This is a genomic window from Fibrobacter sp. UWB1 (assembly GCF_002210325.1).
In the GTDB taxonomy this organism is placed as follows: Bacteria; Fibrobacterota; Fibrobacteria; order Fibrobacterales; family Fibrobacteraceae; genus Fibrobacter.
The window spans coordinates 102,760-115,809 of the sequence record NZ_MWQL01000013.1; the positions used below are offsets into that span (position 1 = coordinate 102,760).

Here is a 13,050-nt window from a genome sequence, read left to right on the forward strand (position 1 = left end):
GGTACTCTTGAATTACTGTTTTACACGCGATTTCTATTTCAACCCGCGCAGGGTTTTCTTCTGTTCATCGGTGATGCGGTAGCTTTCGCAGGCTTTCTGGATGGATTTCGCGTGAATCCAGGGGGAAAGTTTGCGGCCCTTAATATAGGGGTATGTTGCGTCCCATTGCTTGGCGAGGGCGGTAGCCATGTACCAGGCAATAACCATTTGCACGTAGTAGCGGTCGGTGGGGCATTCCGCGCGGCCGTCATCATTAAACAGAGATTCATCGATAGCCGCGACCCATTTTAAGAATCGCTGGTCGAATCGCTCGTCCAAAAAGAACGTCATGAGCATGTTCACGCCGAAGCGAACCGTGTAAGGGTGCTTTGACTTGAGCCATTTTTCGATGCACGACACGAACCGCTTTTCGTCCTTGAGCAATGCCTTCGGGGCTTTTCCGTCGCATACGGCCCAGTTGTCAATGTAGGGCAAGAACTGTTCGATGCGGTACAGGCATTCGTCAAAATCCTTGATGCGCTCGACCACAAAAAGGTGCACCTGGTTTTCTTCGAAGTACTTGTGCGGGAGTTTGTCCAAAAACTTGGCGACATCGGCCGCCGCAAACTCCTTCGTGATTTTCCGCATGGTAGGCACGCGCACGCCGATAATCGATTTTTTGTCGATGTTCGGCAACAGCGATGCGTGAAAATCGCGGTACTTCAAATCCTGTTCGGCCAACAGGCGCTTGACAAGTTCGGCGGGAGTCATGGAATAAATATAATTATTCCGATTTTGCGATTCCTGTTTGTGTAGGTTCCTTCGGCTTGATCCTTGCGCTCATCCAGCTGAGAACCAGATTCTGCCACACCACGTAGCACGTGGGGGCGAGCGCCACGACGGGGCCCGCATACAAAGTGGCAATCCAGATGACGAGCGTCGTATTCTTCTGGCCCATGCTTTGGGAGCTTTCGATGGGGCGACGGTTTCTTTCGACAAACCAGCCGAGCGAAAAGAGCAGCACGCAAAGTACCAGCGAAATTCCCGCCATCATCGGGAGCTTACCGCTATTCCAAAGTTCCGTAAATCCCATTTCGCGGATGTCATAGCTCGCCTTCGCCAAAATCACGAATACCGAGAACGTCCACACGAACATGGTGTACTTCTGGTATTTGGCAGCACGGTCGGCAAGTTCCGGGTAAAATGCCCGCAGGCCAAGCGCAAACGCAAGCGGAATGCTAATAATGGGCTGAATCGTATTGAAAATCTTCATCGCGATTTCGGAGAGACCCGCATCGGTGCCGGTCAGGTAACCGAATACCAGCGGAATCGAAAAACACGCAATCAGGTTTCCGCTCAAGAAAATCTTTAACGCAAGCGAGGCCGAACCGCCGAGCATTTTCGCCATGGCAGGCGCCGCGTTCGCAGGCGGGCAAAGCGCAATAATTGCACCGCCCAAAAGTACCTCGCGCGGAAGGTCGAAAAGTTTCACGATTCCCGCAATTACTGCCACCAAGAGCAAACTCACAATTAAGGCGCGAATTTCAATTTTAAACGTGTAACCATGCGTCTGCGGCGGAATTTTAGTCACAAACGTCAAAAACATCATGGTGCCGATCAAAAAAGGCATCAACGGCGAAAGCACATGTGCCTGCGGGAGCAAAATCCCGAGCAAAATCGCAATCGGCATCAAAATGGCACGCAAGTTCTTCATACGCGGCCAAATGTAGAAAACCGCCCAAACCTAGGCAAGATAGGGATTAATTTCTATATTGTGGCCCATGTTACGTTCAAGGTACGAAGCGTTTGACTTCGTGGAAAAGAAGGCCGAAGTCAAGAAAAAGTCGGGCAACCCGATTTTGATGATTGTGTCCGGCTACCTCGCGCTGGTTTCTTTGGGAGCACTCCTGTTGTCGCTTCCGTTTGCGCAGCGTGAACCGGTAGGCGTTCTCGACGCCTTCTTTACGGCCATGTCTGCCGTGTGCGTTACGGGTCTTTCTACCATCGATATCAGTGCAAGCTTTACCACTTTTGGCAACTGGGTTCTAGTCATTCTCATGCAGGCGGGCGGTCTTGGAATCATGACGATTTCTACCGTGATAATCCTCCTTGCCGGCATGCACCCGGGATTCAACCACCAGTCGGCCCTCCTTGCCAACTACACGCAGGAAGGTAACGTCGATGCCGGCCGAATCCTAAAGGCTGTGCTCCCCTTTACCTTCGGGCTCGAAGCCATCGGCGCCGTTATCTACTTTACGCAGTTCAGCGGCATGGAACTTTACGACCGCATATTCTGCAGCCTGTTCCAGGCGGTCAGCTCCTTCTGTAACGTGGGCTTCACCTTGTTCCCTGATTCTCTGGTGCGCTTCCAGCTGAACCCGCTCATGAACATCACGACCTGCGTGCTCGCGCTCGCCGGCGGTTTCGGTTTCTTGGCCATTACCGAAATCCGTTACCTGTTCGACTTCAAGAAGCGCGCTATCCGCAAGGTGTCGCTGCATACCCACATTGCCACGGGCTTTACCCTGATTATCGTTCTCGTGAGTATAGCCTTCTTCATGTTCAGCGAATGGAGCAATACTTTTGCAGGCCTGAACTTCGGAGAGAAGCTGGAATCCAGCGCCTTTATGGCATTTACCAGCCGCACCGCGGGCCTCAATAACATCGACACCTCGGCCCTGAGCGTGGGCTCGCTGTTCTTCTTTGTGATTATCATGCTCATCGGCGCAAACCCCGGTAGCTGCGGCGGCGGTATCAAGACGACTACGACCGCCGTGATTTTCCTGTTGGGTTTCAACCGCCTTTTGGGCCGCAACAAGACACAGATTCTGGGTCGCACCATTCCCGAAACCACGGTCGACAAGGCCGTGCGAATCTTCGTGGTCGCCATCGTCGTCGTGGTCGTTGCAACGCTCGTGTTGCTCGAAACCGAGGCTGCCGGCAACTCCATCGAACAAGTTTCGTTCCTCAAGGTATTCTTCGAAGTGGCAAGCGCCTACAGCACCTGCGGCCTTTCCATGGGGCTCACCCCGGATCTTTCGATTCCTGGCCGAATTGTGATCTGTACGGTGATGTTTGTCGGTCGTATGGGCCCGTTGTTCCTGATTTCTGCAGTGGCTAAAAAGCAGGAGCAGGGCATGTGGTATGCCGAAGAAGACATCATGGTGGGCTAAGGCGCCTACGGCGCAGTTGGCAGAGCTTAGTCGGTAGAACTTAGATAAAAACACGATAAGCAGTTCATTTCATACTTTTTTTAGGCTCTAAGTTCTAAGCTCTAAGTTCTAAGTTCTAAATTTAACCTATGGCTTCTAAACAATTTGTAGTAATCGGACTGGGTAACACGGGCTACTTTTTGGCCCGCCATTTGACCGCACTCGGACACGACGTGATGGTCGTAGACCCAAGTCCCGAAAAAATCCAGGATATTTCGAACCAGGTGGCCCAGGCAGTCGTTGCCGACGGTACCCGCAAAAAACAGCTCCAGTCGCTCCCGCTTTCCAAGGTGGACAGCGTCATCTGCTGTATCGGCGAAGACCTGCAGGCATCGCTTCTCACGGTCCTGAATCTCAAGGAACTGGGCGTCAAGCACATTATTGCCAAATCCAGTAGCCCGGCACACACGATTATCCTCGAAAAGCTCGGCGTGGCAGACATCTTCCACCCGGAACGCGACATGGCCATTTCCTTGGCCGAGCGTCTCAACCGCCCGAACATGCTCGACTACCTGCCGTTCATGGAAGGCTTCTCCATCGTCGAAATCGCATGCCCCGACGCCTTCCTCGGCAAGACGCTCAAGGACCTCTCGCTCACCCACAAGTACGGCATCCAGGTGATCGCTATCCGCGACCCGCTGGAACCCACCCCCAAAATCGGTAACATCGCCGACTACGTGCTCAAGGAAAACGACGTGCTATTCGTGATTGGCCCGAACGAGGCCCTGGACAAACTCAAGGCCTAACAGGCTCTCAAACACAAAATTTTAAAGCCGGCGAAATTCGTCGGCTTTTTCTATCTGAACTAATTTCAAATAAACTAGAATACAGGCTTGTTGGAAGTGGCGCGTTCTGCGGAGCGGCTTGCGCTCGAATTCTTTTCGGTTGCAAGCTTGCGGTGCGTCACGGCACCTACAGCAAAGTAACGGCCGTCCTTCTGGACCAGTCCAGTGTAAATATTCAGAACCTTTTGGGAGAACCACTGCTGGTACAGGTTCAAAATGCTTTCCTTGAGGGCCGAAGTTTCGTCGATAGCCGGGTTGCCCGAGGGCTTGCCGTACTTGAGCGTAAACTGTTCGGACATGTAGGCTACCGCTTCAAAAGACTTGTTCAGACGGGCGCGTTCGACACGACCGGTACGAATTTCAAAAGAATAGAACTTGTCATTCTTGTTAAAGATAAAGTCAACCTGGACCGGCAGTTCACCGAACATGAATACGGGAATGACGACACGTTCGCCTTCGCCACTTTGACCATACGGCTCGTAACCGAGCTTCATCACCTCTTCGATAACGGTCTCACGGGTGGCACCGAAGGGAATACCCGCAAAGTCATTATAACGCTGGGCGGCCGCTTCCAGAGAAAGCAGCAGGGTCAAAATCGTTATAATAAATCCAAAGTGTTTCACAGGATTCTCCTAGAATCTTTGTAAAAGATAGTAAACTTTGCCATGTTGGTAAGTCCTTATCTGATATTTTCTTAGAAAAAACGCCGATTATCTATATTTTGACTCATGGCAAGCACATTTGGCAAAATTTTTAGCGTTACTACCTGGGGTGAATCCCATGGTCCGGCCGTCGGCTCGGTCCTGGATGGCTGCCCTGCAGGCCTCGAAATCACCGAAGAAGAAATCCAGGCGGAACTGAACCGCCGTCGCCCCGGGCAGGGCAAAATGACCACTGCCCGCGACGAAAAGGACCAGGTCAAGATCCTTTCGGGCGTTTTCGAAGGCAAAACCACCGGAACCCCGATTTCTTTCGCCGTATTTAACGAAGACCAGCGCAGTCACGACTACGCCGAAATCCAGAAATGGTACCGCCCTGGGCATGCCGACCTGTGCTACGACCTCAAGTACGGGTTCAGGGACTACCGCGGCGGTGGACGCAGCTCCGCCCGCGAAACTATCGGACGCGTTGCCGCAGGTGCCGTGGCCAAGAAACTTCTGAAGCAGGTGAACGGCACTGAAATCATCGCCTGGGTGAACTCCATCGGCGAAGTCGATTGCGGCACGCTGGACCTGAACAGCCTCACGCTCGAACAGATTGAAAAATCCCCCGTGCGCTGCCCCGACCTGGGCGCAAGTGCCAAGATGGAACAAGCCGTGCTTGACGCCCGCGCAAATGGCGACAGCATTGGCGGCACCGTATGCCTCTTGGTCAAGAATCCGCCGGTGGCGCTGGGCGAACCGGTGTTCGACCGCCTGGACGCGCTGCTCGCCCAGGCAATGCTGTCGATTCCCGCCTGCAAGGGTTTTGAAATCGGAAGCGGTTTCGCCTCGGCCCGCATGCACGGGAGCCTCCACAACGACGAACTTTATTTTGACGGCCACGCCTACCACACCCGCACCAACAATGCAGGCGGTAGCCTCGGTGGAATCAGCAACGGCGAACCCATCTATTGCCGCATGGCATTCAAGCCGACCGCCACCATTTCGCAGGAACAGAAGACTGCTGGCCGCGGTGGCGAAAACGGAACGCTTGCCGCCCGCGGTCGCCACGACCCCTGCGTCGCAGTCCGCGCGCCGGTGATTGTCGAAAGCATGGCCGCCCTCGTTCTAGCAGACTTGTTCTTGCAGCAGAAGAGAAACTGCCTAGAATAAATTCAGATTTCAGATTTCAGAATTAGGAATTTCCTTTTTGCCGTTCCGAACTCCGAATTCCGAACTCCGAATGAAAATGTTCATTCCACGTTTATTCATCGCCCTCTGCTACCGCGCCGTATACAAATTGCATCACGCGCTCTGCCTTAGGCCAGGCGCACCTCTAGAACATTCCAAGCTAATCGTCGTCGGAAGCTTTCGCACCGGTGGTGCCGGAAAGACGCCTTTCTGCATCTGGCTTTGTAAGCACTTGGCTGCACAAGGCAAGACGGTAGCACTCCTCGCCCACGAATACGCCTTCGACGAAATCAAAATGCTTCGTCAGAAATTTGCAGGCAACGAAAGCGTCCAGGTTTTTGCAACCCGCAACCGTTACCGCCTGGCCCACGAACTCGACAAGTCGTGCAAGTTCGATTGTATCGTCTGCGACGACGGATTCGAAGACAGCCGTTTAGTCGGAGCAACCACCATCCTCTTGCAGTGGGAAAGCATTCCAACAAAAATTTCGGAACTCTGGCCCTGCGGGGGCATGCGCAGTCTCGCGAAAGACCACGACCTAGACCACGACAAGAGTTCTCCTATGGTCCGCATACTGAGGTGTGAAGGCGGAAATCCGGCCGTACGATTCGTTATAGATAAAGTATTGCATTTTTATTCGGGCAAAGAATTTGTCAAGAAAAACGCTAAAGCAAACATCGTGTGCGGCCTCGGAAATCCCGAGCGGTTCCGCAGCGACCTTCAAGATTTCGGAATCGAAATCGGCCACAAGTTCTTTTTCAAGGATCACAGCAAAGCATTTGCGGCCCAATTTGAAAAAATCATTCAAAACCGCCCGCAAGAAACTCTCGTGATTTCAGAAAAAGACGCTGCCAGGCTACCCGCCGAATTCATACAAAAAAACGAAAAATCGCAGATTTTCGTTGCATCGCAGACAACAGAAATTTCAACCGAAATCGCCCAAAATCTGTTCTAAGCGCGCCGACCCCTTTCATAATTCTTTCCCAGTTTTTATATTTCGGAGAAAGAAGGATGAAATCATGACGCTCACAAACCGTATCCAGAACTTGATGCAGGCCCTTTGTCAGGAATTTCCTGAAAGACAAGACAGACTCCAGTTGGCATTCCTGGCCGCCATCAATGACGAGCCTTTTTACCTGTACGGTCGCACTGGTTCGGGCAAGAATTTCATGATTAACCGCTTGCTTGCGGCATTCAAAAAGCCCCGCTTTATCGAAATGGGCAGCCGCCCGCAAGAAATCCCCGGCTCTATCGATGACTATGACGTAATCCTGTTCAAGGGGTTCAATCCGATTGACGACGCCACCAAGGAATGCGTACGCAACGCCTTGCAAAAGCGCAAGCACACCACGCTGATTCTCAGCAGCGACGTTCGCCCCGAAAACGCCATGGGCCGCGCCGACATCGTCGACGAAATCACGCTTACCATTTGTATGCCCGACAACCTTTCTTCGGAATCCCTGTGCATGCTGTTGCAAAACTACAGCTTAAGCGAAGACTTCAAGGCTCCCGAAGAATACACCATTTCTGAAGAAGAAAAAACAAAGTGGGCAGATGAAATCCAGAAGGTCGCCCTTTCCGCCGAAACCATGGCAATCATCGGGAAACTCTCGGACCTCTGCATTCAAAGCGCCATCTACGTACCTATCAGCAAGTGGCTCTCGCTTGCCAATATCGCGCGCACCATCGCCTTCTTTAACGGGCGCAACCAAACGACATTCTCTGACACGCTCTTCCTCGGCACTCCGATTTGGGGCCGTTCTACATCGAACAACTCCATCATGGAAAGCTTTATCGATATTGTCAAGAGCGTAATCCTCAAAGACCTTGCAAACGTCATCGCCACGACCTACGATGCAGACACCCTTTACCGCAAAGTCAAGGGCATGCTGAACAGTTCAAATAATTTGTACGAAACAAAGGAATTCAACGGCGAGCCCTGCATCAGTTACCGCATTACGGTGGCAGGCGAACAGACTCCGCTCTACGTTCCGTTGCATTATGTAGAAACCGTCGAAGATTTCAACCCGTACAACGAACTTCGCAAAATCGAAAAGAACGTGCGCTGCAACTTCCACGGAACGTCGAGCTGCACAATCTCCATCAATTCCACCGTCAAGAGCGTGGGCCTTCGTAACAACAATTCCAGAAACGAGAATTCCGCGCCGGCCAAGTTCGAAGATTTCGCAACTCTTCCGACGTACATTCTTCGCGAAAACGACCCTGAAGTCGCCAAGAAAAAACGCATTGAGCTTGAGGCTTGCCAAAAAGAAGCGCAGACGCAAATGGAACAACAGGCAAAGATTCTGCGCTCGCTGCGCGATCTTTACCAGTCGAACAAGACTTTCCGAAACGACCTGTTCTGCAATCTCGAAATCTTCGACAAGATTCAGGCAGACCTGAGCGATATTTTCAACACCATCAACGGCGTTGCCACCAAGCTCAAGGAAACGCTTGAGCTGTACAACTCCGCCAGCAAGAATTAATTCTTGCTGCGGCGAATGCCGATCACGAAGGTGTTGTCGCTACTGCCGGCCTGTTCTTTTCCACTCCTGATTTTCACCTTCATCTTGGAAATGTAGGCACCCGTGCCTACGAGGCGGCCCTTGTCGCTACGAGCGCCCCATTCGAAGAACAGGTTGCCCGGATTGTCGTAACAGTTCGATTTGCTCGGGTCTGCGGCATTGTAGAACACGGTCGCATCGTTACAGGCAATGCTTCCGCCGGCCTTGTTCACAAAGCTACCCAAGTGCGAGTAGTAGTAGTTTTCCCAGTTAATCTTGATCAGCGCAAGGGCGGAATCCTTGTTGGCCCCGCTCGGCAAGTTCATGATTGCCGAAGTGGCGAGTTCACCCAGGTTAAAGCTCAGCAACAAGCCCGGTTTACCGATGCTGTCGATGATTTCCTTGACCGTTTTGTTCATCGGCACCACCACAGGAACGACCGGTTCACTGTAGGGCCATTCTTCGGCATCGCCCGAAATCGTCACCACGCCAGGGGCCTTGACATCGGTTCTCTGGTCGCCAACAATACGGACCTTCGGGTTGTTCACGTGGGCCGCATTTTCGCTGCGGTCCTTGAGTTCGCCCGGCAACAGCCTTACGTAATCGCCCACTTCCGGAAGCGCCATCTGCGCTGTACGCTGGAAGTACAATCTGAACACATTGCCCTGTGCATTCTTGTCGCAGCTCACGATATTGAGCGAATCCATAAAGACTGCAGAATCGCGGTAGAACACGAAGGCGTTCTTCGCATCAAGCGCCTTGATGTTCGAGCCTTCGCTCAAATTGATAGTCACCACGCTCACGTCTTCGGATTTCGGCTCGACCGATGCACTCAGAATAATCGGAGCCACATGGTCCTCGACCAAGGTGTTCATCGAAAGCTTGACTTCTTCGAAAGAATCTTCGTCGGTATAAGTGTAGTGGTACAAGAGCGAGCCCGAATAAACTTGGTCAGATAAACCCGTGAATACATCTTCGCGAAGCCCTTCCGGATTGAACAAGGTGATAATCGATTCCTGTTCTACCAGCGGCCAGATATTTTCTTGACCCGCTATCGTATGGAATTGCGTACCGCCAAACGCCCACGAAACCGTATCGGGCACGACCTTGTCAAACGCCTTGCTGAACGGAACCGAAAGACTATCCGGAATGCCGTCGCCATTCACATCGAACATGGCAGCCTTTACCGCAAACGGTACAGGCGGTTCCTTGAAATGAATATCAGTCCAGTGAATCTTGTTTGCAACGCCTTCGCCTTCAATGGTAAAGAAGGCATCGACTGTTGCAGAATCACCCACTACATAGAAACTTGCATACCCCGTAGAATCGGTCGTAATCGAAGTGACTCGCTGGTTGTCGGCATCCAAGAAACTGAGCGGATACTTCGTCTTCAAATTCAATGTGGCCAAGCAATTGACATTCGAGCTTGCAAGCATGTTGCCACACGGCGTCGAACCATACAACAGCACCACTTTTAACGGCACCGTATCCGGGTAAGTCACATGCGCAAGCAATGTGTCGTTCTTGCCGCCATCGAGCCCAAGTACATCGCCACGCAGCGTATAGCCCTTCGGGTCAAACACCAATGAATCGGTCACATGGAACACATCGACAAACGCAATGTCCGGAAGCGGGTATTCAGGCACCGTAAACGGAATCATCTGATACTGGCTTTCATCTGCGGCCAAGTAGCAAATCAGCACATACTGACCCGGGCTAAGCGTGCGCGAATTCACGAAGGCCGAAGTATCAATCGTGAAACCCGCCATGTTTTCGCTAATGAAAATACCACCGTAATTCAGGCCCGGTTCAAGCAGCTCTCCGTCGGCAGGGAGTCCGCCACCAACCAGGCGGAACACGGACTGCGCGTAAGTCGTATCGATCTTGGACACACTCGACACGTCGCAGCTCAGGGATTCATCGACAAGCAACTGCAATAGTTCGTATTCGATAACGCCCTTCGAATTCTGTTTCTCGACCGGGAAATACGTCTTTTGCGTCTGCAAGTTAATCGAAGTGCGCATCTTGAAGTTAGAACCCGTGGCGTTACGTTCCGAGAAGAAAATCTGGAACGGATATTCCTTGCCTTCGGTAAGGCCAAGCGTATCGAGGTCGACAGCTCCTTCCACCGGGCTGTGGCAGCCGCCAATGTCGACGACCAGTCGGTTATTGATAAACACCCACACATCGTCATCGCCGCGGAATTCGAAGAACTGTCCCTTCACGTACTTGAACTGCGCATTGATCTTCATCGAGAAACTGTAGTTGTGCTTGCAACCCTGAATATCCCAGTCGTATTTCGGGTTCTTGATAGTCTTTGCCGAATCAAGATACTGGAAGTCATCAATCGGGTAGAATCCCGGATTCACGGGGTCGTTACAGCCGTTCGGAGATTCCGTCACATCGGCCAGCCAGAATCCTTCGGCATCGAGCACCAAGTCGATATCGCGGCAAGTCGCATTCGTGTATTCGCGCCCAGTAGCGGGATCGGTCGCCAGGACCTCGGGAATAAACCACTTGTCGATTTCGCGGCCTGCAGAGCACTGTTCCCACGGGAAAGCAAGCGAATCCACACGCAGCGGGAGCCCGAGTTCACTCAAGGTATCCTGCACCATGCCAAGCACATGACCGCCGCAAGTCTTGTATTCAGAACCATTATGGACAACCGTCGTATATTCGTTACCGCCGTAAATTCCGCCAAAGTCAATATCGATTGCATCAGCATACGATTCGCCCGCCCAATCAAGAATCATCGCCGAAATCTTCATAGTCGGGCAAATCCCCAGGCGACCTGGGAATGTTTCGCTGAATTTGGGCGTACTGCTCGAAAGCGGGTAGGGGTAAACCCACACCGTGTCATAAAGCGCGACCATGGAATCGAGAGAAATCGGAGTACCGGCTTCCTTGCCTTCGCCCATCAGGCCCTCAAGGCTATAGTAATCCGTACCGAAGGACTGCCTGAACTGAACGCTCCAATCATCGGTATGCTTGTAATACGTGCCCTGGTACCAGCCGCAAGTATCGCTCTGGGTCGAATCAAACGGACTTGCCGAAATTGGGCCCATGCGCACCAATTCGCCGGCCACAATCATCGAAGGAGACATATTGTCCCACGGGCTCATCAAGCGAATCGTCTTCGGTTCCAGCGGGCTGAACGAAAGATCGAGCTCTCCATTGCTATTGGTAAACAGCCAAGTCTCGTAGACACCCGTCGGGAACAGCTTAGATGCAAGCGGACGCTTGTCTTCGGCAAAATAAGTGACCTGAGGCCATTCATTCTGACGGCGGTAAATGTTAAACTGGGCCATCGTAGAATTCCAGTTCGCCGAATTCACCGTTGCAGGCGCAAAATCATAATGGTACCAGTACGGGTACGCATCCTTTTCGGTTGCAACAGGATTATTGATAATATTGTTGCCAACCGTAATAAAAATCGTGCTGTCCTTGAACGTGGAATTCGTACGCCACGGATGGTAAATGTGCAGCACGCGGGTAGAATCAAAACATTCGCCAAGCGAACCGAGCTTGTCGCCTACTTCAGAATTTGCAACCGTACCATCCACAAAAACGGTATCCATGACGGCAAAGTAATTGCCAAGTTCAACTACACCCTGCGCGGGGTATGCCATGTAAGGCGTATTCAAACGAATAAAGTGCGCAGACTGCACGGGATTGCGAGCAATCATCGCCGGCGAAATCGCACCATAGAACCAACCGCAGTTCGACTTGTCATCGACTGCATAGCGCATCATCACAGAATCGGTCCCGAAAATCATCTGCGGAAGCGCATGATTACCCCACGGGCTCTTGAACCACACCATCTTGGAACCCGGAGCCACAAAAGATTTGGTATAGCTCTTGTCGGACAGATCAGTATAAAGCCAGACTTCTACATCGGTACCGAAGAGCGTACCCATCTTGAATTCGCCACCGGCCTTCCACTGCTCGCCATTATTGTTGTTGTAGTTGTTGTCGGCTGTATTCGGATAAATGCTTACCGTAAAGGATTCCCAGTCCTGAAAATCGGACACATTCTTGTTCCAGGTGTAGCTGAACCAGCCGTCACCTTCGTCAGTCATGATTGTCGTGGAACCTGCACCAAACGAGGGGTTATAACCGCCACCAGCACCCCCAAGAACATGCAAGAAATAATCGGCCTTGGAGGCATCATCACGCCAAGGAGACTGAATATGCAACGTAAGCGCCGCATTCGCCGATACAAACATGAATAAAATGGTATAGAGTACCCAAACCCAATACTTCATAAACGCGACTCCTTTGATAATCGCAAACAACCCATCTATAAAATATATTCCTTATTCTAAATCGGAATAATTATGAGCTTTTCGGCAGAAAAACGTTGTGTAAAGCACAATAAAACGGAGTTTCGCGGGTATAAAAAAAAGCCCCGCTCGCCGTTTACAGCAAGGGGCCGTGAGCGACAAGTGCCCGGTATCGACCGGGCATGGTCGCGAGAGCGAGCGCCGGTCGGAGTTGCACCGTTACGATAGCGCGAGCGGTCATATAAAACGAAGAGGCCCCCCGCCTACTGGGCAGGGGGCCCGTGAGCCGCAAGCGGCCTGTACTGACAGGCCGTGGCGGCGAGAGCGTAACGAAGTGGAGCGGTATATATAAAAAAGGAGCCCCTCGCCTTTAAGGCAAGGGGCTCCGTGAATCCAGCGACGACCTACTCTCCCGGGCCCGTGGGCCAGGTACCATCGGCGATGAGGGGCTTGAC

General features: G+C 52.1%; 9 protein-coding genes. 5 read left to right on the top strand and 4 right to left on the bottom strand.

Annotation, left to right across the window (positions count from 1 at the left end; all coding sequences use genetic code 11):
• Positions 1 to 33: 33 nt before the first annotated feature.
• Together B7988_RS10825 and B7988_RS10830 are read right to left on the bottom strand one after the other, a co-directional pair.
• A complete protein-coding gene (locus B7988_RS10825) occupies positions 34 to 750 on the bottom strand; it encodes a DNA alkylation repair protein (RefSeq protein ID WP_088657915.1) in 717 nt (238 codons plus the stop codon).
• A 13-nt stretch (positions 751 to 763) separates the two neighbouring features.
• The gene (locus tag B7988_RS10830) at positions 764 to 1,693 is read right to left on the bottom strand and encodes a hypothetical protein (RefSeq protein WP_088657916.1); all 930 of its coding nucleotides are present in this window, start codon (positions 1,691 to 1,693) and stop codon (positions 764 to 766) included.
• Positions 1,694 to 1,760: 67 nt separating this feature from the next.
• Here B7988_RS10830 and B7988_RS10835 point away from each other — a divergent pair, with 67 nt between their 5' ends.
• Positions 1,761 to 3,152, top strand: a complete 1,392-nt coding sequence (locus tag B7988_RS10835) for a potassium transporter TrkG (protein WP_073318985.1) — start codon at positions 1,761 to 1,763, stop codon at positions 3,150 to 3,152.
• A gap of 128 nt (positions 3,153 to 3,280) precedes the next feature.
• Positions 3,281 to 3,937 (top strand): TrkA family potassium uptake protein, encoded by a 657-nt coding sequence (locus tag B7988_RS10840; protein WP_073058332.1) that lies wholly within the window; start codon positions 3,281 to 3,283, stop codon positions 3,935 to 3,937.
• A 74-nt stretch (positions 3,938 to 4,011) separates the two neighbouring features.
• Here the strand turns inward: B7988_RS10840 and B7988_RS10845 are convergent, their stop codons facing one another.
• The gene (locus B7988_RS10845; protein ID WP_073318982.1) at positions 4,012 to 4,599 is read right to left on the bottom strand and encodes a hypothetical protein; all 588 of its coding nucleotides are present in this window, start codon (positions 4,597 to 4,599) and stop codon (positions 4,012 to 4,014) included.
• Positions 4,600 to 4,704: 105 nt separating this feature from the next.
• On the opposite strand from B7988_RS10845, the gene aroC reads away from it, so the two are divergent.
• The 3 genes from aroC (at position 4,705) to B7988_RS10860 (ending at position 8,294) form a co-directional block, all read left to right on the top strand.
• Positions 4,705 to 5,790: a chorismate synthase gene (gene aroC / locus B7988_RS10850; RefSeq protein ID WP_088657917.1), complete on the top strand. Its 1,086-nt coding sequence runs from the start codon at positions 4,705 to 4,707 to the stop codon at positions 5,788 to 5,790.
• 76 nt (positions 5,791 to 5,866) lie between these two features.
• Positions 5,867 to 6,763, top strand: a complete 897-nt coding sequence (locus B7988_RS10855; RefSeq protein ID WP_170930636.1) for a tetraacyldisaccharide 4'-kinase — start codon at positions 5,867 to 5,869, stop codon at positions 6,761 to 6,763.
• A 64-nt stretch (positions 6,764 to 6,827) separates the two neighbouring features.
• Positions 6,828 to 8,294: a hypothetical protein gene (locus B7988_RS10860; RefSeq protein WP_088657919.1), complete on the top strand. Its 1,467-nt coding sequence runs from the start codon at positions 6,828 to 6,830 to the stop codon at positions 8,292 to 8,294.
• On the opposite strand, the gene B7988_RS10865 is transcribed toward B7988_RS10860, so the two are convergent.
• A complete protein-coding gene (locus B7988_RS10865; protein WP_088657920.1) occupies positions 8,291 to 12,577 on the bottom strand; it encodes a fibro-slime domain-containing protein in 4,287 nt (1,428 codons plus the stop codon). The two genes, B7988_RS10860 and B7988_RS10865, sit on opposite strands and share 4 nt — an antisense overlap.
• Positions 12,578 to 13,050: the final 473 nt, after the last annotated feature.

Excerpts from the sequence above, each read along its gene's own strand:
- B7988_RS10840 (WP_073058332.1), top strand. The coding sequence starts at position 3,281 with ATGGCTTCTAAACAATTTGTAGTAATCGGACTGGGTAACACGGGCTAC.
- B7988_RS10835 (WP_073318985.1), top strand. The coding sequence starts at position 1,761 with ATGTTACGTTCAAGGTACGAAGCGTTTGACTTCGTGGAAAAGAAGGCC.
- B7988_RS10855 (WP_170930636.1), top strand. The coding sequence starts at position 5,867 with ATGTTCATTCCACGTTTATTCATCGCCCTCTGCTACCGCGCCGTATAC.
- B7988_RS10860 (WP_088657919.1), top strand. The coding sequence starts at position 6,828 with ATGACGCTCACAAACCGTATCCAGAACTTGATGCAGGCCCTTTGTCAG.
- B7988_RS10830 (WP_088657916.1), bottom strand. The coding sequence starts at position 1,693 with ATGAAGAACTTGCGTGCCATTTTGATGCCGATTGCGATTTTGCTCGGG.
- B7988_RS10865 (WP_088657920.1), bottom strand. The coding sequence starts at position 12,577 with ATGAAGTATTGGGTTTGGGTACTCTATACCATTTTATTCATGTTTGTA.
- B7988_RS10825 (WP_088657915.1), bottom strand. The coding sequence starts at position 750 with ATGACTCCCGCCGAACTTGTCAAGCGCCTGTTGGCCGAACAGGATTTG.
- aroC (WP_088657917.1), top strand. The coding sequence starts at position 4,705 with ATGGCAAGCACATTTGGCAAAATTTTTAGCGTTACTACCTGGGGTGAA.